This is a genomic window from Clostridium sp. MT-14 (assembly GCF_042436595.1).
Lineage (GTDB): Bacteria > Bacillota > Clostridia > Clostridiales > Clostridiaceae > Clostridium_B > Clostridium_B aromativorans.
In genome coordinates, this window is sequence record NZ_JBHMIY010000037.1 from 1 (window position 1) to 25,370 (window position 25,370).

Genomic DNA, 25,370 nt, shown 5'->3' on the forward strand with positions numbered 1-25,370 from the left:
AATTATTATAGCATAAATTTTAACCATGAATCTATATTTATAAAGTTTGTTTATAATAAAAATATAGAAGCCCCGTAGTAACCGGAACCCCTATAAACAAGTTATGCAAGAATGATTGTAACAAAGTTTCATTGATAGTATATCCTAGATATATTAATTTATTCCTGTGTAGTTTATTGAATTTTTATAAATATATGTTAGAATGTAATTGAATGATTAGTTCCTAGAAACTTTTAATCTCACAAGAGTTCCTATATTTAGGAGCTCTTTCTCTTATTTAGCATTTCCAGAAATTCTCTATTGCTCAAATTATTATATTATAGTATAATACATCACAATCTATGTTTTAAATTGTTATCTTTTAACCAAAGCAAGGGGCTAATCATTTTCGATTAGCTCCTTATATATTTTTGCCGTCAAAAATTCGTCAAAAATAATTTAAATAAAACTATAAAATTTTAGATTTAGTATTTATCTATATTTGCTTTCAGCCTTTTAGTTACAACATTTTGCATATAATTAGAAATATTTTTTAACCCCTTATAATTTTTAATTATAATCACATAATATTCTTGAGGTGAATGGCATTGTTTCAGCCTAAAAGAGTTATATTTGAAAATGCAGCGTTGGAATATAAAACAGGGAAAAAAATAATGGAATATTTTAAGCATAAAGATGTGGAATTGCTATTTTCTAAAAGCGGAAGAATAACGCAGATACCGGGGAATACAGCTTCTGAAATGTATTTTGAAAGTAAAAATACATTGGTAGTAGGAATTAGAAAGTCTTATGAGTTTCAATCCTGTAAGCCCTCTGCAAATTATCAATTGCCATTAGTAAGTGGTTGTATGGGAATGTGTGAGTATTGTTATCTCAATACTAGAATGGGTAAAAAGCCTTATACAAAGGTTTATGCAAATATAGATGAAATATTAAATAGAGCAGATAAATATATTGAGGAGAAACTGCCAGGTATAACAGTATTTGAAGGTGCGGCAACTTCTGATCCAATTCCTGTTGAACCTTATACAGGGAATTTGAGTAAATGTATAATACACTTTGGGAAAAGTAAAAATGGGTATTTTAAATTTGTGACTAAATTTACTGACGTAGATAATCTTCTCAGTTTAAATCATAATGGGAAAACTACCGTAAGATTCAGTATAAATACAGATAAAATAATAAGTGAATTTGAACACGGAACTCCTAAACTTAAGGATAGAATAAACGCAGCTGTAAAAGTTATAGATGCCGGGTATAATGTGGGCTTTATAATTGCACCAGTATTTTTGAATCCTAATTGGGAAACTGAATACAGGGATATTATAGATAAGATAGGGAATAATTTCTCTGATTCACCGATCACTTTTGAAATAATATCTCATAGATTTACCAAAAAAGCAAAAGAAAATATTTTAACAGTGTATCCTAAAACAATGCTGCCTATGGAAGAGAAAATTAGGAAATTCAAGTATGGCCAGTTTGGGTATGGCAAGTATGTATATAAAGATGATGAATTGAACTATATGAAAGAATTTTTCAAAGAAAATATCGAAAAATACTTTGATAAGTCAAGTATAAAATACATAATATGAGGGTTTAATAAAATGAAAAAAAGAAAAGGGTGTACCCCGTAATTTGTATTGGGGCAAAATTGATGATATTATTTCATGTACTTGTCCACCAATTCATAGCATCTTTCTTTTGTTGATTGGGCTGATGAGTTGGTATATAGTATGGATTCCATTGTTCCCCCCTTCATTTTGGATGAGTCCTCTTCGGCCTTGGCATCTCTCTTATCTGTCCATTGAATTTCTTCATTTTGCAAATTTTCTATTTCGCTTGGGGATGACTGTCCTTTTAATATGTCATAATAAATTTCATCCAAAGCTGCATTCCACTGTTTATATCTTTCATTTGCGTGATTCATCATATCTTCTGCTGTTTTCTCAGTATTGTTGAAATCTTTAAAGCCTAATTCAATATTGTCTAATTTATTTATATATTCCTGTTTTTTATTTTCTTCATTCAGTTTATTATTTGGTTGGTCAATCTTGGAATTGGTTTTCTCTTGAGTATTGGAATTCACGTTCTCTTTAGTTTTTGTAGTATCATCTGTTATGGTAGTTGATGACTCAGTATTTTGGCTTTGTGCAGAGTCTTTTGCTGACTTGGAGTTTTCACCTTCTGCAGTATTTTTTTCTGAACTGGTATTTTCGTTTTCTGCAGTATTTTTTGGCAACTCAGTATTATTGCTTTTTGTAATATTTTTTGCCGGTTGAGTGTTTTCAACTTTTATGGCACTACTTTGACATCCAGTTAAACTTAAAGCTAAAATTAGAATTGTAATTACTATACTTTTTTTCATTTTTATAATCATTCCCTTCGCTTTACTTTGGTATCTGGAATAAGTTTGAATAGAGGTTTTCCACACTTCCAAGCTCTGCTGTTGGGTTGGACTCACTCTCACTAACAATGAAAAATGTCAACAATAAAGAAATCAGTCCAGGTTTTTAAAGTAGGGTACTGTATTAAACTACTTATTGTATGATGTACAATTGCCATAGTTAAATTATATTATACAACCTATAGATAATACAAACTGTTAAATTTTAATTAATAAAGTAATTAAATTATTATGCTTAAAAACTTTTATAATTCATTAATTTAGCAGTATACTAAAGAATATTAGAAGTTCGCTTGAAATTAGGAAATACAAAAGTAATTATGTGAAAGAATAGGAGATGTGAACTGTGAAAAACATTGTATTTGCAGGAGGATGCTTCTGGGGAGTTCAGGCATATTTTGACGGTATAAGGGGAGTCCTAAAGACAAAAGTTGGATATGCAAATGGGAATGGAAAAAATCCCAGTTATGAAGAAGTCTGCAGCGGAAATACAGGGTTTGCAGAAGCCTGCTTCTTAAAATATGATCCTCAGATTATAGGACTTGAAAAATTGCTTGAAATGTACTGGAAGGTAATAGATCCAACACTTGTGGATAGGCAGGGAAATGACAGGGGAAATCAATACAGGACCGGAATTTATTATATAGATGAGGATGATGTGAATATTATAAAAAAATCCATAGAAAATCAGCAGAAAAACTACAAGAAAAAAATTGTAACAGAGGTTCTTCCTCTTGAAAATTTTTATAACGCCGAGGGATATCATCAGAAGTATCTTGAGAAAAATCCAGGGGGATACTGCCATATACCAAAAGAACTGATGAACTGACCCAAACTCTTTCTTTTTACAGCGAATTGTTTTAGAATTAAAAAAGAGGTGTAATTTAATGCAAAAAGCAGTTGAAATTGAAAGTAAAGGATTAATTTTAAGAGGAACGCTGCACATTCCTGAAAACATTACAGCTGATATTCCAATAGTTTGTATTTTTCATGGCTTTACAGGTGATAAAATAGGATCTCATTTTATATTTGTCAAGTTATCGAGAATTTTAGCTGAGAGGGGGATTGCAAGCGTTAGATTTGATTTTGGGGGAAGTGGAGAAAGTGATGGCGACTTTGTTGATATGACTGTTTCCAGGGAACTTGATGACGCAAATGCCATACTTGATTATGCAAAGTCTTTGGATTTTGTTGATAAAAATAGAATAGGCATTCTGGGCCTCAGTTTGGGAGGAGCTGTTGCAAGTATGCTGGCAGGTGATAGAAAAGAAGACATACAATCGCTATGCCTCTGGGCTCCGGCAGGTAACATAAGAGAAATTGTCATGAATAGGGAAAAAAATGAAAAAGAAGATCTTAAAAAAATGCTTAGAAATGGTTTCAGGGATATGGGAGGGTTAATGCTTGGTATAGACTTCTTAAAAGATACGGAAAATATCAATGTTTTTGAAAGAGCTGTCAACTATGATAAAAATGTTCTTTTGATACATGGTGATAATGATGAAATTATTAAACACAGTGTATCAGAAAAATATCTGGATATTTATGGTGATAAAGCAGTCCTATATACCGTAAATGGAGCAGATCATACATTTAATAGTATAAATTGGGAAAATGAAGTTATTGATTGTACAAGTAATTTTTTAGAAAAAGAACTTAAATAATATATTAAAATATAGTATTTAAAAAATTATTTTATTGTATTTTTCACTTGTATCTCTTTTGTCTGTTTTCTACCTTGAAACTTATGTAGAAAAGCAAAGATAAATGTAATTATGGGAGACATGTAGCATAATACCGCATAAGGTGCATATGAGATGGTTGAAATACCTGTTGTTATAAAAATAAATAGTGAATTTACGTTCCATGGAATAAGAGGAGCAATAATTGTTCCGGTGTCCGCCATAGTTCTAGCTAAAATACAATTTTTAACTTTTAACTCTTTATATTTATTGATTAAAAACTTTCCAGGAAGTATTATTCCAACACTTTGATCACTTATAATTGTTAAGGCACCACTTATAAGTCCTGTTTTTAAAATGAGTTCTTCACTCGATTTAATTTTAGAGGTTATTCTTTTAATTACTGGAATTATGAGTCCGGTTTCTTGAAATATGCTGCTTAGGCTGACTGCACCTGCTATTATAAGCAGCACAGATATCATGGATATCATGCCGCCGCTAACTAATACTGTATTCAATTGGACAAAATTAGTATTTATATTATAACCGTTTAATATGGCATTTATAATGTGATTAAAACCTTCTCTTTGAAAAACAATGGAAACAACTATTCCGGCAATTAATGCTAAAAATACTGATTTTAGCATTTTTATTCCCAAAAATAACATAATTATAATGCTTAATGGTAGAAGTAATATTAATGGTGAGACAGTAAAATTGCTGTTAATAGCATACATAAAATTATTTATATTAGAATTTTCAATAACTACACTGTATTTCTTCCCTATAAAATAATATACTGATGCGGATATAAAACAAGTTGGAAGTAATGTCTTTAGCATGGATGTTATAGCTTCTTTATACTCTATTTTTACGGTTTCAAGAGTGAGATTAAATAGATTTGATATTGGGGAACTCTTATCTGCTATAAAAGCTCCTGAAACTATAGCTCCTAAAAGAATATAATTTGGTATTCCAAATATCTTTGACAGTGCTAATAATGCAATTCCTACACTGCTTATGGTTCCAAATGCTGTGCCCATAAATATCGAAACTACTGATGTAAGTATAAAAGCAGAAAATAAAAAGTTTGTACCTTTCATATATTTGAGCCCATAGTATAACATAGTTGGTACAACTCCAGAAGACATCCATATGGGAATCATGGCTCCAATTAATGCCATTAAAATGAAGAGCGATTTACATTCATAAAGTCCTCTTTTTATCATGTTAAAGAGTTCAATTATTGAAAATCCACTTTTTCTACATAAATATATAGAAAAAATTATGCTTGCCATAAAACCATAAAATAGGAATGCATTTAATATAATACAGCTAATAATTGAGATAAGTGTAAATGTTAAAATAATATAAGTATATTTTTCGGGAATTTTGTTTTCATTCATATATCGTTCCTGCCAATCTTTTTTTAAATTAAAATTCTAAAAACTTAGTCATTTAATAGGCCGCTCCAGTATATTTCCCATGAGACTCTGAATTTTTGATTAAATCTTTCAATTCCCCCATATATTAATGCTACTAGCAGCCCGTCTAAAATAGTCATGAAAGAAAGAGTAGCTCTTTCAGCTTTTTTTGAAAAAGTTTCCGTATTAAAAAATAATTTATTTAATAGCTTTTCAAGTTCTGAGAAGTACAATTTAAAATTAAGGATAACTTCTTCTCTCAAATGAACTGGTGGCATATAGGCCATACGCAGTATAAACTTCATATTACATTCCTTATTATTCGTATAGCGTTCTTTAAGTTTTAAAATAAAATCTTCCAGGTAGTTTTTTAAATCAGGTTGATAATGAGAGAAATACTGATGCAAAAATTTAGTCTCCTCATTAATAACTTCTTCCATAACTGTAAGAAATAATTCATCTTTACTTTTAAAATGAGAATAAATTGATTGCTTTTTTATTCCTACTTCTTGAGCAATATCAGAAAGTGAAGCACCGTCATATCCCTTTTCTGTAAAATTTAGCAGCGCGGCTTTTTTTATTTCTGTAATAGTCATTTGACTACCCCCTTTACGATCGTTCGTAAGTATATAATACAGTAAATACCAAATGAAGTCAAGTTTAAAAATATGATACGAAAAGTTTTCCTGCTTTTTAGAGATGAGGATATTTATATAAAAAAAGCTTTCTGTAATAAATCAGATATCACAGAAAGCTTTTTCATCATTATCAAGCTAATTAGTTGGATTCAGGTGTACTCTCTCCTGTACTGCCGGAAGATGAGTTAGCTGAATTATTGTTTCCTGTAGTATCCCCAGAAGATGAATTATTTGAATTAGTATTTTCGCCATTATTACCAGAAGATGAATTAGTCGTTGTATTTGTATTTTCAGTATTGTTTTTATTATTTTTAGTACTTTCAGATGATGAGTTGTTTGAGCCCGTATTTTCAGTGCTATTTTTAGAAGATGAACTGCCTGAATTCGAATTTCCGTTTCCGGTGTTTTTATAAGACGAATTGGTTGTGTTTGTGTTTTTAATTGTATTACTAGAAGGTGATTTAGTTGTACTGTTGGTTTTAGTTGATCCTCCTGTTGAATTAGTAGTAGGCTCTTTTTGAACAGTGCTATTTACTTCAGGTGTCTTTGAATTATTGGATTTTGCCTTTAAAAAAGCTCTACTTGAAAATCCCACAACTACAATTAAAGCAATTGATGCCATTGCTATTAATGCCTTCTTGTTTAAATCAGGTTTGAAAGTCTTTTTCCTTTTTTTATCACTTAATGCTTTGTTATTGTAGTTATAAGGCTCTTTATTTGTGGCTTTGGTATAATTGCCTTTTTCAGTTGGTTTTGAAACTGCATTAACTATATTTTTGGGTATATTAAGCAATAAAAATAGAAGCCCCCTTTGTTCCATGGATTCTATCCTTTTGAATTTTTCAGGTGATCTGAGTATGATAACAGGTTTAGCGAGTGGTGCACGTTGACCTTCTACGTAGAGTGTAACTGAAAATTTATCACCTTTACTCAAAAAGGGTATATTGACATCTAAAGTTTTATCTTTTATTGAAGAATTAAATTTCAGTCCCCTGGTTATCTTTGTTTCTGCAATTTTTAAGTTGTTTTGTTTATTTTGTATATCTAAGGTTATTTCATGGATTATCTTGTTTGATACATTGGCAACAGTTACAATGTATGCGAAAACTTTTTTACCTTCTAGATTCATTGAAATGGCATTTCCCACATGGCATAGTAATCTGGGTGCCAAGTTTTTATAATAGTCTAAGAGCAGTCCAGATATAAACGATATTACTATAGTTATAATTGCAGTTTTGATAACACCTAGCATATTAAATTCGCTTCCTTGCTTTTTATAATTATGTAAATAAATTATAAGATAGATATATATTTGTGTCAAATGGGCAAATCAAGATAATTCCTGGGTTTATGAACAAAATGTAAATGAGTTAATTATGATAGGTATCCGCTTTTGCCGCAATATTGACCTTGTTTAAGGGTAATGAAAAAAGTGGTATTTAGTATATAATTAAATATATGTGAAAAGTTAAAGGGATATGTTATAACACAAGACTAAGGAATGGGTATATATTAGAGAAATGTATATAGAAGATAGAAGGTTTTTTTAGACCTTCTATCTTTTGTGTTTTTTTAATAAATTTTGTAAAGTCTGTGCATGATAAGCTGATTTTTCTGCGAAATTTTTAAATATTTCGTTTATTTCCTTATTGTCTATTTTATCTGAGTACTGCTGATAATCTCTTACATTTTGTTGTTCATCCAGAATTTTTTTCTTTAATATGTCTTCTGTTGTTAAATTCATTTTTATCCTTCCTTTCCATTTATAGATTCTGTAATATAAAAAATATTATTCATTATGAGCTTCTTTTTAAAATGCATAAATTTTTACCACTATTATGACTAGTGTATTGAATTGTAACTTATTTGACACATAAATGTAATAAGATATGTACATGTGTATTTTAATTTGTTTACAATTAGGAGGTATTCTGGTTTGTCATTTAATTCAGCGCAGTTTTTACTTTTTTTCTTTATTGTGGTCATCTTTTACTATGTCCTACCAAATAGAATACGTTGGATTTGGCTTCTTGCAGCAAGCTATTGCTTTTATATGACGTGGAATCCAAAATATATTTTTTTAATTATTACATCCACTTTAATTACGTATGTTGGTGGATTGTTGATAGATAGGGTAGAAAAAGTAAAAATAAGAAAATTGCTTGTTTTTTTTAGTATATCGAGTAATCTGGGAATTCTTTTTATATTTAAATATTATGACTTTTTTAGTACAAGTATTACACGTGTTTTTTATCATTTTCATATTGCTGTAAATATGCCATCGTTTGATTTTATACTGCCTGTTGGGATCTCATTCTATACATTTCAGGCATTGAGCTACATTATAGATGTCTATAGAAAAGATGTTAGGGCAGAAAAAAATTTAGGGAAATATGCTTTGTTCGTATCATTTTTTCCTCAGCTACTCTCGGGACCCATTCAGAAATCAAAGCATTTTATGAAACAGATATATGAGAATCACTATTTTAGCTACAATAATGTTAAAAGCGGGTTACTTTTGATGTTATGGGGATATTTTCAAAAAACAATGGTGGCAGACAGAATAGGAAATATTGTAGATGCTGTCTATAGTAATCCAACAAATTACAGAGGATTTATAATAGTGATAGCTACGGTATTTTTTGCCTTTCAACTATATTGTGATTTTTCGTCATATTCAAATATAGCAATAGGTGCAGCACAAGTTATGGGCTTTAGGCTGTCACAGAATTTTGAAAGACCATATTTTTCAAAATCAATAAGAGAATTTTGGAAACGATGGCATATGTCACTTACAAGTTGGTTTATGGATTATCTTTATTTTCCCTTGGGAGGAAGCAGATGCAGTAAAGCTAGAAAATATTTTAATGTTATGATTGTATTTATGGTAAGTGGTCTGTGGCATGGTTCAAGTTTTACATTTGTAGTTTGGGGAACATTACATGGTATATATTATATAGTTGAAAATTTATTCAGTCCTGTAGGAGATATGCTGGTGAGAAAATTTAAAATTAGGACAAGTTCCTTTGGTTATAAATTATCTATGATATTGATTAATTTCATATTGGTTGATTTTGCATGGCTGTTTTTCAGAGCAACCTCTTTTAAAAATGCTGTAGTGTTAATTAAGAATATATTTTATTTTAATCCTTCAGTATTTACTGATGGCTCTCTGTATAAACTTGGATTGGATTCATCAAATTTTTTTGTTGCAATGCTTAGTCTGGGTATAGTTTTTATCGTTGATCTGCTGCAGAGAACAAAAAATCTGAGAGATGAATTGTTGAAACAAAATATGGTATTCAGATGGTCTCTGTATTTGACTTCAGCAATAGTTATATTGATATTTGGTGTATATGGCTCAGGTTATGATATCCAACAATTTATATATTCTAGATTTTAGGAGGAGCGTATTTGATTAAAAAGATAATTGTAAAAATTTCAATTTTTATTACTATTTTAATATTTATGATTTATAGTATTACCCCTATATTTATACTGAAAACAGATCATAGGAGTAAGCTGATAGAAGGCTTGTATAACCATACCGGAAATGCGTATGATGTGGTGTTAATGGGAGGAAGTCATATGAATGGAGGAATAGATCCCAATGTATTGTGGCATGATTATGGTATAACAAGTTTTAACTATGCAACAGGAGGCCAATCTATGGATATGACGTATTACATGTTGAAGGAAGTTTTGAAGAAACATGAAAATCCTGTGGTTGTACTTGATGCATATTATCTGGCTCAGAGTGCTGAGTATGGACAAAGAGGGTATATAAGCAATGTGCTTGACAATATGAAGTTTTCGATGAATAAACTGGAAGCCATATGGAACTGTACGCCACTTGAAGACAGATTGGAGTATCTGATACCATTTTTGAAATATCATTATAGGTGGAATCAACTTACAGAGAATGATTTCAATTATGATAGTTCAGAAGTATACTACGCTAAAGGATTTGCCGCTGGAACCAAGAAATATGGAAAAGATGATTCAACAGCAAATCAAACATCCAGAACAGTTTCGGGAACGGTAAATCTTCCGACGAAATCATTGGCCTATTTAAACAAGATTATAGACTTATGTAAAGAAAATAATTTAAAATTGATTTTAGTCAATACTCCATTTGACTATAATTCTGATGCTGCTTCAAATGAGTGGGTCAGTCAACAAGCCAAAATGTTCAACAAAGTTGCAGAGATTGCAAAGAAAGAAAATATACCATTTATCAATTATAATGATAAAATGGATGAAATAGATCTTGATTTCAAAAATGATATGAATAATTCAGGACATCTTAATATATGGGGAGCCTATAAGGTTACAAAGGATTTTGGAGATTATTTAAAACAAAATTACAATTTGAAAGATCATAGAAATGACAATGCCTATAGTCAGTGGAATGCAGATTATAAGAGGTCTCAAGCAGCAACTTATATAACTGATAAGTAATTATCAATAGAAGAAAATGGTTTTGAGATAGCTGAGATAGCTGCTATTATAGTGAAAATGAATTATTGACAGAAATTTTGAAAAGTGATACTTTTAATTACAAAAGTACGTATTTGCATATATTGTACGTAAATACGTACAGACAAGAAGAAAGTATCTATATTAATGAAAAAATACGTTTAAATAATGCCGGAAGGGAGAAGTAAAGCTGTGGAGAGAAGTAAAAAAATTCTTTGTGGATTACAGAATCAGTATTATAGAGCTACATGGAAGTCAATGGGGTTTTCAACAGATGACTTAAAAAGACCTCTAATAGGAATTGCGAATGCGTGGAGTGAGTGTGTTCCCGGTCATTTTAATCTACGTCAGGTTGCACAGAGGGTAAAGGATGGTATATACCGTGCAGGTGCAACGCCAGTTGAGTTTGGAGTGATTGGTGGTTGCGATGGAATGGGACAAGGGCATGATGGAATGCATTACATCCTTCCTTCAAGGGAACTGATTGCAAATTCAGTTGAATCCATGGCACAGATCAATTTATTTGATGGTATTGTGTTATTAGGTTCCTGTGATAAAATTGTACCGGGAATGTTGATGGCAGCAGCACGTTTGGATATGCCATGCATCTTATTGCCGGGAGGACCTATGGATGGAGGAATTGTTTTTGACGGCCGTAAATCGGATCAGACTTCAAGTACTGAAGCTTACGGAATGTTAACTGCCAATAAGATTTCGGAAAAGGAATATGTATCTTTAGAAAATCTTTCATGTCCTACATGTGGTTCCTGTTCTTATCTGGGAACTGCAAATACAATGTGTTCATTATCGGAAGCTTTGGGCATGACATTACCGGATGGAGGTATCATACCAGCTGCTTCTGCTGCACGCCTTGCCATTGCAGAAGATACAGGCATTAAGATTGTCGAACTTGTACAGAAAAATATTACAGCCCGTAGGATTATCACGAAAGAGAGTGTGAGAAATGCAATTAAAGTGTGTCTTGCTATGAGTGGCAGCACGAATGCTGTAATGCATCTTACAGCTATTGCCTATGAAGCTGAATTAGATATTAATGTACTGGAGGAATTTGATGAGTTATCGAAAACGACTCCTCAGATTGCCAAAATCAATCCAGCATCTAAATACAATATGATTGATTTCTATCAGGCAGGCGGAGTCATGCGGTTAATGGAGGAGATGCAGACAATTATAGATACTGAGCAGATGACTGTTACATGTCATACAGTGGCAGATAATATTGTAGATCATGTATACCAGTATCCGGAGAATTCGAATGTAATTAAAACTATGAAAGAACCGTTTGGATATCAAGGTGGTGTTGCTGTACTCCGTGGAAACATAGCACCTGATACGGGAATTACAAAACCTGGAGCATTTGATAAGAGTTTGCATCATTTTGTAGGAGAAGCCATTTGCTTTAATTCAGAAGAAGAGGCAGAAGAGGCAATTTTAGAAGGAAAAGTACATGAGGGACATGTAGTTGTTATCCGTTATGAAGGCCCTAAAGGTGGCCCTGGCATGCGTGAAATGTATAAGGCCATGAAATATTTATATGGACGTGGATTGTCCAAATCAACGGCATTAATAACTGATGGACGTTTCAGCGGAACGAATAATGGATGCTTTGTGGGACACATATCTCCAGAAGCAGCAGAAGGCGGACCGATTGCAATTATAAAAAATGGTGACAAAGTTGAAATCGATGTAGAAAATCGCAGTTTGAATTTAATGGTCAGCGATGAGGAAATTTCCAACCGCTTAAAAACATGGAAACGCCCAGAACCAAAATTTAAACGTGGATATCTGGGTTTATATTGCAAGATTGCAGCATCAGGCTCTGAAGGTGCAATCATGAAATACGATTTGCTATAAGAACGTGAATATATCTTAAAGTATATATTGATGTATCTATTAATTTATGATAATATTAAAAACATAAATTAGAGTCTTAGGTAGTGAAGTTTGCCCTTAAGTATCCTCTGTGATTAATGACTTCTACTATTGCTAGTAGAAGTTTTTTTATGCTTATTTTTAGTAAAGGCTGTAGAGGTGGTCTTAGATGCATATTTGTGCTAATTTATTTTTTGAAGGCCGAAGACAACTTCTCTTATATAGTATTTTTTAAATGAGTTACAAAAGAATAATTTAAAATGGAAGGAAAATTGATAGATGAGAAAATGTATTTTTATTGGTATTGGCGGTTTTTTAGGTGCTATATCAAGGAGTTTTGTAAAAAATATTAATATATTCAGTTATAGTACTGCAATACCGTTGGATACATTGTTTATAAATATTACTGGAAGCTTTATATTAGCTTTTGTACTTACAGTGACGAGTAAGAAACTGAAAATTGATGAGAATATACAACTTGGAATTTCAACGGGATTTATAGGGGCATATACAACATTTTCAACATTGTGTAAAGAGACAGTAAAATTAATTACCGGCAAATATTATTATGCAGCGGTATCTTATATGCTCATGTCAGTGACTTTGGGACTTATAGCAGCCTATTTAGGTATAATGGCTGGGAGCAAATTCAATTCAAAGATGACAAATAATCACCATAAACCAGATTATGATGAAAATGTTCAGGATATAGACGAAGTAATTTAAATTGTAGGAGGAAATTGAGATGAATTATTTACTAGTTGGTACAGGTGGTATATTGGGAAGTATTGCGAGATATGGTATTGGAAAAACTATATCAAAACATGTCAACGCCAGATTTCCTGTTGGAACTTTTGTAATAAATATCACAGGAGCCATTATGCTTGGAATCTTGACTTCAGCTCAATTTGGTACAAACATGTATTTATTTCTTGGAGATGGGTTTTTAGGAGCATATACGACCTTTTCCACATTTATGTACGAAGGATTTAATTTATTTAAAGATAATGAAAAGTTGAATGCATTTGTATATATCTTAAGCTCCGTTATCATTGGAATAATAGGATTTTCAATTGGCATAAAAATAGGTCTTTTATAAATAAAATAACAGCATTTACTTTTTGGCAGATGCTGTTATTTTTTTATTGATTAAATAGTTTGATTATGTAAAAATATCAATACTTAATAAATGTGGTATAATATAGATGAACAATAGTAGTATTCACTTGTGACGGGACTACTGCTGTGTAACTAAAGAAGAGATACTTCCTTAGAATGCAGAGTTTGAGATGCAGCTTGAAGCGATGAAGGTTGTAAGAATTTATTCAACAACATGAAATGGAAAATGAGTTTATCGGTAATACTGTAAATTTCAGAATATTCAAACTAAAACTATTTTTTAAGAAAAAATCTTGATAATTATTGGTATACTGATTTGAAATCCTATGTTAAAGTATCTGTTATCTTGATAATAAAACAAAAATTCGCTCAAAGCCAAGTATTTTCATTACGTTTTATGCCTTGAGCAAAGCGAAAGGAATGAATATAATTATGAAAAAAAAGTGTCAGGAGAATTTCCAACAAACTGCTCTTGAAGATTTTGGATACGAGCAAGAATTAAATAGAGTATTAAAGACAAAAGATTTGGTGATTTATGGATTAATCATCATGGTTCCCATTGCACCCTTTGGTATATATGGAATTGTGAATGAGGCGGCGAGTGGTATGGCTGCATTGGCATACCTTCTTGGCATGCTTGCAATGCTTTTTACAGCATTTAGTTATGCAAGAATGGCGGAGGCAATTCCTATTGCTGGTTCAGTATATTGTTATGCAAGTAAAGGACTAAACACAACCGTTGGTTTTTTTGCCGGATGGGCAATATTACTTGACTATGCATTTATACCTGCTCTTTTATACCTGTTAAGCGGAGCTGCTCTTCACGATATGATGCCTTCAGTACCTATCTTCCTATGGGCATTTATTTTTATTATATGTAATACTTTAATCAATATCAGGGGAATTGAGATGGCTGCAAAAGTCAATAAAGTGTTACTTGTCCTTCAATTAATCATACTTACATATTTTGTAATTTGTGGAGTAATAGGAATAGCTCATGGTGTAAATGGCGCTGAATTTTCGCTGAAACCGTTATTTAATTCAAATCTTGGGCTTTCAGCAGTAATGCCGGGAGTAGCAATTTGTGTTTTAAGTTATCTTGGTTTTGATGGTATAAGCACATTGGCTGAGGAAAACCAGGATGGAGGCGGAACTATAGGTAAAGCTACTGTAATAGCACTGTTAGTTTGTGGGATTATATTTGTCATACAGTGTTGGGTAGCTGGAATGGCGTATCCAGACTGGCATGCCTTTAAAGATCCTAATACGTCATTCTATGTAGTTGCATTCAGTGTGGGTGGAAACGCACTTAAACTTACTTGTGAAATTGGAATAACTATTGCTCTTGGTTTTGCATGTGCATTGTCATTTCAAACTGCAGTTTCGAGAGTACTATTTAGTATGTCAAGAGACGGACTCATGCCAAAAGCTTTTTCAAAAATTCACCCTAAATTTAAAACCCCATATGTTGCAACAATTTTTGTAGCTGTAATTGCTATAATAGTATGCAGCGTATTCAGCGAAATGATTGATATACTGTCATGTTTGGTTAATTTTGGAGCCTTGACTTCATTTGCGATACTTCATGTGGCAGTTATTAATTATTTTGTATTTAAAACTAAGAAATATAATTTCTTTCAACACATTGTATTGCCCACTGTAGGATTTATTATAATAGTATATGTTTGGATACACCTTGCTATTATGTCGAAAATTATAGGACTGGTATGGTTGACCTTAGGTACTGTATACTACTTAGTATTGACATTTGTGTTAAAAAGAGATACTTCGAAGATGCAGGTGTGAATTTTATAAGAATCTTAGGACCAATATATGCTATAATCAATATACCAATTAAAGGTGAGTAAACTAATTTCCGTATCAAGTATGTTGAAACTTGATACGGAAATTAGTCTGAATTCTTTTAATTAGTTACCGCTGGCACCGTAATTTGACAACACCCTGGCACTAGGATCATTTACATCACAGCCTTTCCATTCTTTGTTTGGCATCCAGAAATCAACTATCATTTTGGCCTGTCCTGGGTAATATTTTTCAAAGATTTGCCTGTATAATAGAGATTCTTTTGTAAATGGCTTAGCATGATATTCGTATTTTTTAGATAGTTTTTCAAATTCTTCATCAGAATAATATGCTTCTGCATATTCTTTTAAATAGTCTACCATAGAATGTCCTACAGCATCACTAAATGCCGCCTTTTCACGATATAAAATATCATGTGGAAGGTAATCTCCTTCAAATGCATGTCTCAAAAGATATTTACCTTTATTATATTTATTCAATTTCTTTTCAGGATCGATGGCCATAACGTATTTTACAAAATCCAAGTCTCCAAAAGGTACCCTTGCTTCCATAGAATTTGAACTGATGCAGCGATCTGCACGAAGTACGTCATACATATGGAGTTCTCTGATTCTCTTTTGTGATTCCTTTTGAAATTCTTCTGCATTTGGAGCAAAATCAGTATATTTATAGCCAAATAATTCATCGGAGATTTCGCCGGTAAGAAGTACTCTTATATCAGAAATCTGGTGTATTTTCTTACAGAGCAGATACATTCCCATACTTGCTCTTATTGTAGTAATATCATAGGTCCCAAGAATTTTGATAACTTCCTCGAGCGATTCAATTACTTCCTCTTTTGTCATGTAGACAACAGTATGGTCACTGTGAATATAATCTGCAACTTCCTGTGCATATTTTAGGTCAATGGCATCTTCAGTCATGCCTATGGCAAATGTCCTAATCGGTTTTTCAGAATTCATTTTTTGAGCAATAGCACATACCAATGAACTGTCAAGACCTCCGCTTAATAAAAAGCCTACAGGAGCATCGGCATCCATGCGTTTTTCTACAGCAGCTACCAGCTTATCATGAATGTTACTGCAGATAATTTCCAAGTCATCTTTATAATAGGGACCATTTGCTGCTGAAATATTACAATAGCACGTAAATTTACCGTCAGCATAATAATATCCTGGTGGGAATGGCAGGATCTTGTCTGTAAGACCAACTAGATTTTTTGCTTCACTTGCAAACATGATTTTACCCGATTCAGAATAACCATAGAATAAAGGGCGAATTCCAATTGGATCCCGTGCTGCAATGTAACTATCCTTTTTTCCATCGTAAATAACAGTTGCAAATTCTGCATCTAATTTTGAAAACATGTCTAACCCATATTCGTAATACATGGGGAGTAATATTTCACAATCACTATTAGAAATAAATTTATAGCCCCTTTTTATCAGTTCTTTTTTAATTTTACGAAAACCGTAAATTTCACCATTACAGATAACTGCGTCCATTTTTCTCGTGAATGGCTGCATTCCGCTAAAGCTTAAATCCATGATGGAAAGCCTTTGAAAACCTAAAATTCCAGACGGCAAAGTTAAGATCTCCATCATATCTGGTCCTCTAGACTCGGTTCTCTGTAGTGCCTTTGCAAATTTTTCATATTTTATGTCTGTTCCCGTGTAACACATAATTGTACACATTTTAATATTCCTCCTAGCATGATAAAGTTAATAAACGTTTTATTTTTCATTTTTAGTTATAAAGCTGAAATTGGGATTCTTTCTAGTTCAGAAGCTCTATCAAAATATGTCATAGTTATTCAGATATTAGTTCTCCTATTATAGTGTGGTCATCCCGTTCTTTATAATTTGTTCTAAATATAAAAACAGCGCCAATTCGTCTTATTAATAGGACGAACTGGCGCTTATCCGTGGTGCCACCTAATTTACCATCTAATTGTTGGTCTCTTTCCAGCTACTACTGGTATCCAAAGTAACGTATGGAATACGGCGTACCTACTTTAATCTGAACCTGTGTGAAAGATCTTGCTTAAAACACAGCATACAAATATTTCAGTTTACAACTCCGAAGTGTTATTCAAAAAAACTCTACCACTGGATTCACACTATCTCCAGCTCACTGGTGGTGAAATGTTTTTTTTACTTGTCTTCATCATGGCTTTTATTTAATGAATTTAATTCTAAACCTTACATTCATCTTTGTCAACATTTTTTTGCGTTAAAAAATAAAAATTATTAGTCCACCATTGTAGATAAATTATAATAGAATTTAGAAAGATAGATTTTTACAGGTATATCAGCTACTTTAAACAAAGAAGCAAAGAGAAGAGGTTCCACTGTCGAAATTGATTGTTGCCACTAACTGCGGAGGTTCAGATCCTACATCCGGACTTGCTTCAAATCCTGTACTGGGAAATGAAACTGACAGATTAGTTGATCTTGGTTCAACTTCTATATTATGTGAAACAACAGAGTCTATAGGAGCGGAGCATATTCTTGCAGAGAGGGCAGCTACTCCTGAAGTAAAGGACAGGATATATGAAATCGTAAGAAGGTATGAAGAACATTTAAAAAATGTTGGAGAAAATCTTAGAAATGGGAATCCCTCACCTGGAAACAAGGCTGGAGGAATAACTACTCTTGAAGAAAAGTCACTTGGATGTATCACAAGGGTGGACATAGACCTATTGAGGAAGTTACAGACTATGGTGTCGGTCCAGGCAAAAAAGGACTTGTCATAATGGATGCTCCAGGATATGATATAGCTTCTGTAACAGGACTTGTTGCAGGAGGTGCACAAATAGTTGTGTTTACTACAGGGGATGAACTCCCACAGGAAATGGACTTGTACCTGTTCTTAAAATGACAGCAAACAAGATAACATTCAATAAGATGAAAGAAAATATAGATTTTGATGCGAGTCCTGTAATTGGAGGGACAAAATCCATAGAAGAAATGGGAGAAGAATTGCTAAATGAGATAGTAGCTGTTGCAAATGGAAAGGTTGTAAAGGCGGAAGCCTTTGGTTTCAATGACATTGCGATAAGTAGACTGTGCAATTATGTGTAGACTTATTACAGCAAGGAGATGGTTATATGAAATTTGTAACTTTTAGAGTCAATAACCAGCTAAAGCTTGGTATGTATGCTCTAGACATGAAAAATGTAATTGATATTGGCAGTCTTAAAAACCTTGAAGGACATTATGATAGCATGGTTGTTTAATAATGATCAATTGTGACAGGCCTGGGAAAGTGCCGAAAACACTATATTGATTTAGTATATATTATTTTTTATTATTCTATTGATTCTGCTACTTTTATTAATTCATTTAGTTCTATATCTGATGCAACATTATAGTATGTTCCATTTTTCCAAAACATAATTTGCTTATAATTGTCACCCTTTTCATCACCGTAAACCCATGCTTCGGTATCATTAATGGATATTTTCTTTGAGTTAGTTAATAAATCTTCTGGTTTTCCTGTATCTTGAGCTTCTTGTATTCTGATATATTTTTCATCATCTCCTTTATATGTCATCACAATTAAATCAAATGAACCTAAGCTGTTATTTTGTCTTTGACCTTGTACATTTATTTGTTTCATATTTGCATGCTTATATTTAGGTTCCTTAATTTTAACCTTTATGTTTTTATTAATTTCATCTTCAGTTTTAAAATCTGTTAATCGGCTATTAAAATTCTTTGATGATATAGTTTTATTTGATGAGGTTGAATCGTTAGTATTTTTTGATTCTTTTATATTATTAAATGCAAATACAGATGTTACTATTAACATAACGGATATTAATGTGACTGCGAGAATTATTTTTTTATACTTTAATTTGTTCATAAAATCTCATTCCTATCCTATAATGGTATATATTTTAATATTAATATTGTAGAATTTAATAAGTTATAGTATTTATTAAATTAGTATGTTTGAAAGATTTTGTTAATTATTTTTTACTTCTATTATAACATAGGCTATATATCAAAATATGTCGAAAAAAGAATAACATTTTAATGATATCTTTTAATTTATAACTAGAAAGTAGGAGGGAGAAGTAATGTAAGTCAGCAAATTTATTATTAATTGGTTACTTTATACATGACTTTAAGGGGTAAATTTAGAAGAGGAAAATAAAATAATTATTTTCCTCCTACTCGATTTTTTTTAATAAATTCTGCAGGGTCTGTGCATGATAAGCTGATTTTTCTGCAAAACTTTTGAATATTTCATTGATCTCTTTATTGTCTATTCTATCTGAGTATTGCTGGTAGTCTCTTACATTTTGCTGTTCATCCAGGAGCTTTTTCTTTAATATGTCTTCTGTTGTCAGATTCATTTTACCCTTCCTTTCTCTTTATATATTCTGTAATATAAAAGATTTTATTCATTTGAAATTTTGATGTAAGTATTCTTGTTATTCGTGTTTAATGATATAATCCTAATCGAACTATTTTCAAGTATGTATGTAAAAACAAGATGAGGAGAGTTAGATAAATGATTAAAGATTATAAGTATGATTATTTAATTCAGTGTATACAGGTGATAATTGGATATATAATAACAGCTTTGGGATTTAATTTATTTTTAAAACCCAATCAGATAGCCAGCGGCGGAATTGTAGGTATATCCTTACTGGCACAAAAAATCTTTCAAATATCTTGTTGTCAAATATGAATAGTTTTGCAAGGATAAAGTTAAAATAGAAAGTGAAAAAGGAATATCAGTGTAAAGGAGAGGTATATATGGAAAATTCCATGTTCTGTTACCAGTGTGAGCAGACAGCCGGAGGTAAAGGGTGCACAAAAAGCGGTGTCTGCGGAAAAACACCGGAAATTGCAAATTTACAGGATTTATTGATATATCAGCTGAAGGGAATCTCCAGTTATGCGAAACCCCTTATTGAACGGGGAAAGTCTGTTGACAAGGAGATAGTGAAATTTGTTGAAAATGCTCTGTTTACAACATTGACAAATGTTAATTTTGATGCTGAAGTCCATGTAAGGTTATTAAAAAAGTCACAAAAAGTGAAGGAGTCTTTAAGAGCTCAGGCACCGGAAGGGCAGTATCCGGATGCGGCCGCATATAACCTGAGTGATACTAGGGAAATGATGCTGAAGGATTCGGTGAAGGCAGGCATTATGTATGATCAGAATCTTGATGCGGATATTCGTTCATTGAGATCCACTATATTGTATGGATTGAAGGGCATAAGTGCCTATGGACATCAGGCAAGATTTCTGGGATACAGTAATGAACAGGTTGACAATATTTATTTTTTAGGACTGGAAGCTACCACAAATGACAATTTAACTCTTGAAGATATGATACGCATGACCATGAGAGTTGGGGATATGGCTGTACAGGTAATGAAGACTCTGGATGAAGCCAATACTTCCATTTATAAAGATCCTTCACCTCATAAAGTGAATGTCAATATCAAAAAAGGTCCATTTATCATAGTGTCCGGACATGATTTAAAGGATCTGGAAATGCTCCTCAAACAGACGGAGGGCAAGGGAATTAATATTTACACCCATGGAGAAATGCTGCCGGCAAATGGTTATCCGGAACTGAAAAAATACAAACATCTGGTTGGAAATTTTGGATCTGCGTGGCAAAATCAGCAAAAAGAATTTGATGGAATTCCAGGATGTATTTTAATGACTACAAATTGTATGATGAGGCCAAGAGAAACTTACAAGGACAGGATATTTTCAACAGGTGTTGTAGGCTGGGATGGAGTAAAGCATATACCGGTTTTGAAAGACGGAACCAAGGATTTTAGTGAGATAATAGATAAGGCACTGGAACTGGGAGGATTTAAAAAAGATGAAGATGAAAAACAGATACTGGTGGGCTTTGGGCATCATGCAGCATTGTCCCATGCTGAAGATATAGTAGGTGCAGTTAAGAAAGGAGAGATACGGCATTTCTTTCTGATAGGGGGATGCGATGGAGCAAGACCTGGAAGAAGTTATTATACCGATTTTGCCAAAATGGTACCCAAAGACTGTATAATTCTCACCCTGGCCTGTGGTAAATACAGATTCAATAAATTAGACTTTGGAACAGTGTCCGGACTGCCAAGACTGCTGGATGTAGGGCAGTGCAATGATGCTTATTCGGCAGTGAGGATAGCCACCGGACTTGCAGATGCTTTTGAAACAGATGTGAACAGTCTGCCTCTTACCATTGTACTTTCCTGGTATGAACAAAAAGCTGTAGCTGATTTACTGGCACTTTTGTCTCTGGGAATAAAAGGCATATACTTAGGCCCAAGTCTGCCGGCATTCATATCCCCAAATGTGCTGCAGTATCTGGTGGATACTTTTGATATCAGACCCATAAGTACTCCGGAGGATGATTTAAGTACTTCGCTAAAGCAGGCAAAATAGAATTTTGAGATTTACATGAAAACAATGCTTCCTGTGTTAAAATTGAAATATCATGAAGTCAGTGATGTTTTCCAAGCAGTCCGTATAGAAATAAATTCAAAATATTTTCTTTATATTTTATACTTTTTTTATAGTAATCAGGTTGGTGCATGATGGATGCAGATGAAAGAAGAAATGTAAGCAGTGCATCATCTGAAAGAGATGGATCAATTGCTCCAGCTTTCTTCCCGACTTGTATAAACTTTCCATAGACAGATTGTGCCTGAATTGAAGCTGCTTCTTTATAAAGCTGTCGGAATGCCTTATCCTCCATGGCTTGCTGGCTAAAGTCAGAATGACTTAATTCCAAAATGGCGTTATGCTTTTTACACATTATTTGTTCTATCTTTTCAGAAAAGGGAATGTCCCTGTCCAACAGCTCCTCATATTCTCGCACTACCTGTTTTATATAGGAAATAAAGGCTTCTCTTGCCAGATTGTTTTTATCTCCAAAATAATTATAAATTGACACCTGTGAAACACCTGCTTTTGTGGAAATCTCACTGATGCTGACATTTGTTATGCCCCGCTCGATAAAAAGCTTGGTAGCAATTTCAAGAATGGAATCTTTCTTTTGTTTTGTTCTTTTCTCATAACCATTCACAATAATATCACCCAGTATTATTATACCATTGTTTTGAAATATAATAAACAGAATTTCAAAATATATTGACAATCATAATAACCAAGTATATTATGAAATATAACAATAAATATTTCAAAACTTTGTATGGAGGTATGAAAAATGAATTTGTATATTATTGGATTTTCTCATATAGATAAAATGGATTTGATGAAGGTTGGGGGTAAAGGATTAAATTTGGGGATGCTGTCAAAAATTCCCGGAATTCGGGTACCGGAAGGCTTTTGTATCACCACTACTGCTTTTCGGGAATCTCTGGCCAATAATTTTAAAATTGAATCTCTGCTGGAAAATCTGGAAGAGCTGAAGTCAACTGATGGGAAACAGATTTCAGAAATCAGCGAAAAGATACGAGCTGAAATCGAAAGTATTCAACTGCCACGGGATATTGAATCCGCCATTGTGAAAGAACTGTCCAATTATGATGACAGGTCATCTTTTGCGATACGATCCAGCGCAACAGCGGAGGATCTGCCCAATGCTTCTTTTGCCGGACAGCAGGATACCTATCTGAATATCAGGGGAAGAAAAGAAATTCTGCGGCACGTAATAAAGTGCTGGGCCTCCCTTTTTACAGATCGTGCGGTAATATATCGAGTGGAGAACGGTTTCCGGCACCGGGAGGTTTCTCTTTCCGTTGTTGTTCAAAGAATGATCTTTTCTGAGGCTTCCGGAATTTTATTTACCGCGGATCCGGTGACTTCTGATCGAAGGACCCTTTCTATCGACGCGGGGTTTGGACTTGGCGAAGCCATGGTATCCGGTCTTACAAATCCGGATATTTATAAAATACAAGACGGGAGGATTATTTCGAAGAGAATCGGCGTACAAAATATGGAGATTCTTTCTGCAGAAAGCGGAGGTATACAGAAAAAGTTGGTTGATGCAGACAGGCAGAAAAAACAGGTATTGCCCGATGATCTGATTTTGCAGCTGGCCCGCATTGGGCGGAGAATAGAATCCTATTTCGGATGCCCCCAGGATATTGAATGGTGCTTTTACCAAAATGAGTTTTATATGGTTCAAAGCCGGGCCATCACAACTTTGTTTCCGATTCCGGAATCTCCAAATGTCAAAAAGCCCAGGGTGTATATGTCCATTGGACACATTCAGATGATGACGGATGCAATACACCCGCTTGGCATGTCATTTTTTCAAATGATCTCGGATATTTCACTGACAAGAGCAGGGGGCAGGCTTTATGCAGACATTACCCATGATCTGTCTTCAGCCTTGGGGCGCAAGCGGCTGGTTATGGCAACAGGAAAGCAGGATTTACTGATACAGGGTGCTATCAAGCAGCTTCTGGATCAAAAAGACTTTATGAAATCTCTGCCGAAAGGCAAAAGGAATGTGAAAGGAGGAATTTTTACTCCATCTTCCATTTTAGCAGCAATCAAAATCCATTGGAAAAATGATCCGGAGATCATCCATGAATTAACCGGAAAATTTGATTCTGAGCTCAACGAAATTGAGGGTAAGCTGTCAAAGCTTTCTGGAAAAGCAGCCCTGGATTTTATAAAGAATGACAGGGATTCACTGCTGGCAATGGCATATCACCCCAAAATGTTAGGTGCAATCATTGCGGCCATTTTAGTCAATGATTCCATAAATAAAAATGTTGAAAATTGGCTTGGAGAGAAAAATGCGGCAGATTTACTCTCCAAATCCCTGGAAAATAATGTGACCACTGAGATGGGTATGGCATTATGTGATTTGGCCGACACAATCCGGAAGTATCCTCAAGTATTGGAATACCTGTCTAAAAATTCGGAGGATAAAGATTTTTTTGAAAAAATGAAAGTGTTTGCTGGAGGAGAAGAAGTGGAGAAGGCATTTAAAAATTTCCTTGCGAAATACGGAATGCGCTGTCCCGGTGAGATTGATATTACCAAACCCCGTTTTGAAGAAAACCCTGCACAATTATTGCCTATGCTGCTGAGCAATGTTAGGATTCTAAAGCCCGGTGAACACAAAACCAGATTTATAAATGGCAGGATGGAAGTGAAGAAAAAAGAAGAAGAAATACTGTGTAGTCTGCTGCAATTGCCGGCTGGCAAAAGAAAAGTAAAAAAGATGAAAAAAGACATCCATTTGCTTCGTAATTTTATTGGATATCGTGAATATCCCAAATACTGCATCGTACGCCGTTATCAAATTTATAAAAAGGCACTGCGAAAGGAAGCGAACAGGCTGGTTCAAAAAGGTATTCTGCATGGCACCCAAGATATTTTTTATCTTTATTTTGACGAGTTATACAGGGCAATTGAAACAGATAGGGTGGATTACTCCATAATTGAGAAGCGAAAAGAAGACTATGTCCATTTTAAAAATCTTACTCCACCCCGTGTGATTACTTCCGACGGTTTTGTTCCATATTCGGATTTCTCCACAGAAAAATTTCCTGCAGGGGCTTTAACAGGTATTCCAGTATCCTCCGGTGTTGTGGAAGGATGTGCTCGAATCGTCTTATCCGTGGAAGAGGCTGAACTGGAGGAAGGGGATATTTTGGTTACCAGGTTTACTGATCCAAGCTGGACTCCACTTTTTGCCACAATAAAGGGATTGGTTACCGAAGTCGGAGGTTTTACCACGCACGGTGCAGTTGTTGCAAGAGAATATGGTCTCCCGGGAGTTGTAGGAGTGGAAAATGCCACAAAATTGATCCGGGACGGACAGCAGGTTCGGATAAATGGGACTGAAGGCTACGTGGAGCTGTTGTAGTAAAGGGATGAAAAAAAGAAATTTTTAGTATATAATTTAAATGTATACAAATAAACTGGATAAGTTGTTAAGCCAC

The 25,370-nt window shown here is 33.5% G+C and carries 23 protein-coding genes, 1 pseudogene and 1 other annotated feature; of the genes and pseudogenes, 15 read left to right on the plus strand and 9 right to left on the minus strand.

From position 1 onward, the window contains the following. Positions 1-581: 581 nt before the first annotated feature. A complete protein-coding gene (gene splB, locus ACFHWD_RS17855; protein ID WP_378062831.1) occupies positions 582-1,595 on the plus strand; it encodes a spore photoproduct lyase in 1,014 nt (337 codons plus the stop codon). 68 nt (positions 1,596-1,663) lie between these two features. On the opposite strand, the gene ACFHWD_RS17860 is transcribed toward splB, so the two are convergent. Next, positions 1,664-2,368: a lysozyme inhibitor LprI family protein gene (locus tag ACFHWD_RS17860; RefSeq protein WP_179977304.1), complete on the minus strand. Its 705-nt coding sequence runs from the start codon at positions 2,366-2,368 to the stop codon at positions 1,664-1,666. 385 nt (positions 2,369-2,753) lie between these two features. On the opposite strand from ACFHWD_RS17860, the gene msrA reads away from it, so the two are divergent. Beyond that, positions 2,754-3,236 carry a peptide-methionine (S)-S-oxide reductase MsrA gene (gene msrA / locus ACFHWD_RS17865; RefSeq protein ID WP_150358154.1) on the plus strand — a complete coding sequence of 161 codons (483 nt, stop codon included), beginning with the start codon at positions 2,754-2,756 and terminating at the stop codon, positions 3,234-3,236. A gap of 58 nt (positions 3,237-3,294) precedes the next feature. Further along, complete coding sequence (locus ACFHWD_RS17870; RefSeq protein ID WP_150358153.1) at positions 3,295-4,071, plus strand: alpha/beta hydrolase; 777 nt, start codon at positions 3,295-3,297, stop codon at positions 4,069-4,071. 26 nt (positions 4,072-4,097) lie between these two features. Here the strand turns inward: ACFHWD_RS17870 and ACFHWD_RS17875 are convergent, their stop codons facing one another. The 4 genes from ACFHWD_RS17875 to ACFHWD_RS17890 all read right to left on the minus strand — a co-directional run bounded on the left by ACFHWD_RS17875 (position 4,098) and on the right by ACFHWD_RS17890 (position 7,895). Further along, positions 4,098-5,495, minus strand: coding sequence for a Na+/H+ antiporter NhaC family protein (locus ACFHWD_RS17875; protein ID WP_378062832.1), 1,398 nt, complete (start codon positions 5,493-5,495; stop codon positions 4,098-4,100). A 44-nt stretch (positions 5,496-5,539) separates the two neighbouring features. Further along, positions 5,540-6,109, minus strand: a complete 570-nt coding sequence (locus ACFHWD_RS17880; protein ID WP_229981900.1) for a TetR/AcrR family transcriptional regulator — start codon at positions 6,107-6,109, stop codon at positions 5,540-5,542. Positions 6,110-6,290: 181 nt separating this feature from the next. After that, positions 6,291-7,403 (minus strand): hypothetical protein, encoded by a 1,113-nt coding sequence (locus ACFHWD_RS17885; protein ID WP_150358150.1) that lies wholly within the window; start codon positions 7,401-7,403, stop codon positions 6,291-6,293. Positions 7,404-7,706: 303 nt separating this feature from the next. Then, on the minus strand, positions 7,707-7,895 hold the full coding sequence (locus ACFHWD_RS17890; protein ID WP_150358149.1) for a ferritin family protein: 189 nt from the start codon (positions 7,893-7,895) through the stop codon (positions 7,707-7,709). 192 nt (positions 7,896-8,087) lie between these two features. Between ACFHWD_RS17890 and ACFHWD_RS17895 the strand changes: the two genes are divergently transcribed. From ACFHWD_RS17895 to ACFHWD_RS17920, 6 genes are all read left to right on the plus strand, one after another. Continuing rightward, positions 8,088-9,554 carry an MBOAT family protein gene (locus ACFHWD_RS17895; RefSeq protein WP_150358148.1) on the plus strand — a complete coding sequence of 489 codons (1,467 nt, stop codon included), beginning with the start codon at positions 8,088-8,090 and terminating at the stop codon, positions 9,552-9,554. Between the two features lie 11 nt (positions 9,555-9,565). Then, positions 9,566-10,612 carry an SGNH/GDSL hydrolase family protein gene (locus ACFHWD_RS17900; protein ID WP_378062833.1) on the plus strand — a complete coding sequence of 349 codons (1,047 nt, stop codon included), beginning with the start codon at positions 9,566-9,568 and terminating at the stop codon, positions 10,610-10,612. A 210-nt stretch (positions 10,613-10,822) separates the two neighbouring features. Beyond that, entirely contained in the window at positions 10,823-12,505 is a 1,683-nt protein-coding gene (gene ilvD / locus ACFHWD_RS17905; RefSeq protein ID WP_236035248.1) for a dihydroxy-acid dehydratase, read from the plus strand. A gap of 297 nt (positions 12,506-12,802) precedes the next feature. Then, complete coding sequence (gene crcB / locus ACFHWD_RS17910) at positions 12,803-13,249, plus strand: fluoride efflux transporter CrcB (protein WP_150358145.1); 447 nt, start codon at positions 12,803-12,805, stop codon at positions 13,247-13,249. A 19-nt stretch (positions 13,250-13,268) separates the two neighbouring features. Further along, positions 13,269-13,622: a fluoride efflux transporter CrcB gene (crcB, locus tag ACFHWD_RS17915; RefSeq protein WP_378062834.1), complete on the plus strand. Its 354-nt coding sequence runs from the start codon at positions 13,269-13,271 to the stop codon at positions 13,620-13,622. A 452-nt stretch (positions 13,623-14,074) separates the two neighbouring features. After that, entirely contained in the window at positions 14,075-15,448 is a 1,374-nt protein-coding gene (locus tag ACFHWD_RS17920) for an APC family permease (protein WP_150358143.1), read from the plus strand. Positions 15,449-15,570: 122 nt separating this feature from the next. Here the strand turns inward: ACFHWD_RS17920 and asnB are convergent, their stop codons facing one another. Further along, positions 15,571-17,160 carry an asparagine synthase B gene (gene asnB, locus ACFHWD_RS17925; protein ID WP_150358142.1) on the minus strand — a complete coding sequence of 530 codons (1,590 nt, stop codon included), beginning with the start codon at positions 17,158-17,160 and terminating at the stop codon, positions 15,571-15,573. 205 nt (positions 17,161-17,365) lie between these two features. Next, positions 17,366-17,645 (minus strand) — a binding site (T-box leader). A 180-nt stretch (positions 17,646-17,825) separates the two neighbouring features. On the opposite strand from asnB, the pseudogene ACFHWD_RS17930 reads away from it, so the two are divergent. From ACFHWD_RS17930 to ACFHWD_RS17940, 3 genes and pseudogenes are all read left to right on the plus strand, one after another. Beyond that, positions 17,826-18,346, plus strand: a pseudogene (locus tag ACFHWD_RS17930) (hypothetical protein). After that, positions 18,343-18,549, plus strand: coding sequence for a UxaA family hydrolase (locus ACFHWD_RS17935; protein ID WP_243139167.1), 207 nt, complete (start codon positions 18,343-18,345; stop codon positions 18,547-18,549). Before ACFHWD_RS17930 ends, ACFHWD_RS17935 begins: the two are co-directional and overlap by 4 nt. A 26-nt stretch (positions 18,550-18,575) precedes the next feature. Continuing rightward, positions 18,576-18,704 (plus strand): hypothetical protein, encoded by a 129-nt coding sequence (locus ACFHWD_RS17940; protein WP_268253920.1) that lies wholly within the window; start codon positions 18,576-18,578, stop codon positions 18,702-18,704. Between the two features lie 71 nt (positions 18,705-18,775). Here the strand turns inward: ACFHWD_RS17940 and ACFHWD_RS17945 are convergent, their stop codons facing one another. Beyond that, positions 18,776-19,333, minus strand: coding sequence for a DUF4367 domain-containing protein (locus ACFHWD_RS17945; RefSeq protein ID WP_179977310.1), 558 nt, complete (start codon positions 19,331-19,333; stop codon positions 18,776-18,778). Between the two features lie 310 nt (positions 19,334-19,643). Next, positions 19,644-19,829 carry a ferritin family protein gene (locus tag ACFHWD_RS17950; RefSeq protein ID WP_150357153.1) on the minus strand — a complete coding sequence of 62 codons (186 nt, stop codon included), beginning with the start codon at positions 19,827-19,829 and terminating at the stop codon, positions 19,644-19,646. Positions 19,830-19,987: 158 nt separating this feature from the next. Between ACFHWD_RS17950 and ACFHWD_RS17955 the strand changes: the two genes are divergently transcribed. Together ACFHWD_RS17955 and hcp are read left to right on the plus strand one after the other, a co-directional pair. Beyond that, positions 19,988-20,167, plus strand: coding sequence for a YitT family protein (locus ACFHWD_RS17955; protein ID WP_150357152.1), 180 nt, complete (start codon positions 19,988-19,990; stop codon positions 20,165-20,167). 68 nt (positions 20,168-20,235) lie between these two features. After that, complete coding sequence (hcp, locus tag ACFHWD_RS17960; protein WP_229981904.1) at positions 20,236-21,888, plus strand: hydroxylamine reductase; 1,653 nt, start codon at positions 20,236-20,238, stop codon at positions 21,886-21,888. 58 nt (positions 21,889-21,946) lie between these two features. On the opposite strand, the gene ACFHWD_RS17965 is transcribed toward hcp, so the two are convergent. Beyond that, the gene (locus tag ACFHWD_RS17965; protein ID WP_190972211.1) at positions 21,947-22,531 is read right to left on the minus strand and encodes a TetR/AcrR family transcriptional regulator; all 585 of its coding nucleotides are present in this window, start codon (positions 22,529-22,531) and stop codon (positions 21,947-21,949) included. 141 nt (positions 22,532-22,672) lie between these two features. Between ACFHWD_RS17965 and ppsA the strand changes: the two genes are divergently transcribed. After that, positions 22,673-25,294, plus strand: coding sequence for a phosphoenolpyruvate synthase (gene ppsA, locus ACFHWD_RS17970; RefSeq protein ID WP_229981905.1), 2,622 nt, complete (start codon positions 22,673-22,675; stop codon positions 25,292-25,294). The last annotated feature ends 76 nt before the right edge of the window (positions 25,295-25,370 follow it).

What these genes read in the sequence shown, in the direction of transcription:
- splB (WP_378062831.1), top strand. Translation starts at nt 582, where the DNA reads ATGGCATTGTTTCAGCCTAAAAGAGTTATATTTGAAAATGCAGCGTTG.
- ACFHWD_RS17860 (WP_179977304.1), bottom strand. Translation starts at nt 2,368, where the DNA reads ATGAAAAAAAGTATAGTAATTACAATTCTAATTTTAGCTTTAAGTTTA.
- ACFHWD_RS17870 (WP_150358153.1), top strand. Translation starts at nt 3,295, where the DNA reads ATGCAAAAAGCAGTTGAAATTGAAAGTAAAGGATTAATTTTAAGAGGA.
- ACFHWD_RS17875 (WP_378062832.1), bottom strand. Translation starts at nt 5,495, where the DNA reads ATGAATGAAAACAAAATTCCCGAAAAATATACTTATATTATTTTAACA.
- ACFHWD_RS17880 (WP_229981900.1), bottom strand. Translation starts at nt 6,109, where the DNA reads ATGACTATTACAGAAATAAAAAAAGCCGCGCTGCTAAATTTTACAGAA.
- ACFHWD_RS17885 (WP_150358150.1), bottom strand. Translation starts at nt 7,403, where the DNA reads ATGCTAGGTGTTATCAAAACTGCAATTATAACTATAGTAATATCGTTT.
- ACFHWD_RS17890 (WP_150358149.1), bottom strand. Translation starts at nt 7,895, where the DNA reads ATGAATTTAACAACAGAAGACATATTAAAGAAAAAAATTCTGGATGAA.
- crcB (WP_150358145.1), top strand. Translation starts at nt 12,803, where the DNA reads ATGAGAAAATGTATTTTTATTGGTATTGGCGGTTTTTTAGGTGCTATA.
- crcB (WP_378062834.1), top strand. Translation starts at nt 13,269, where the DNA reads ATGAATTATTTACTAGTTGGTACAGGTGGTATATTGGGAAGTATTGCG.
- ACFHWD_RS17920 (WP_150358143.1), top strand. Translation starts at nt 14,075, where the DNA reads ATGAAAAAAAAGTGTCAGGAGAATTTCCAACAAACTGCTCTTGAAGAT.
- asnB (WP_150358142.1), bottom strand. Translation starts at nt 17,160, where the DNA reads ATGTGTACAATTATGTGTTACACGGGAACAGACATAAAATATGAAAAA.
- ACFHWD_RS17935 (WP_243139167.1), top strand. Translation starts at nt 18,343, where the DNA reads ATGACAGCAAACAAGATAACATTCAATAAGATGAAAGAAAATATAGAT.
- ACFHWD_RS17940 (WP_268253920.1), top strand. Translation starts at nt 18,576, where the DNA reads ATGAAATTTGTAACTTTTAGAGTCAATAACCAGCTAAAGCTTGGTATG.
- ACFHWD_RS17945 (WP_179977310.1), bottom strand. Translation starts at nt 19,333, where the DNA reads ATGAACAAATTAAAGTATAAAAAAATAATTCTCGCAGTCACATTAATA.
- ACFHWD_RS17950 (WP_150357153.1), bottom strand. Translation starts at nt 19,829, where the DNA reads ATGAATCTGACAACAGAAGACATATTAAAGAAAAAGCTCCTGGATGAA.
- ACFHWD_RS17955 (WP_150357152.1), top strand. Translation starts at nt 19,988, where the DNA reads ATGATTAAAGATTATAAGTATGATTATTTAATTCAGTGTATACAGGTG.
- hcp (WP_229981904.1), top strand. Translation starts at nt 20,236, where the DNA reads ATGGAAAATTCCATGTTCTGTTACCAGTGTGAGCAGACAGCCGGAGGT.
- ppsA (WP_229981905.1), top strand. Translation starts at nt 22,673, where the DNA reads ATGAATTTGTATATTATTGGATTTTCTCATATAGATAAAATGGATTTG.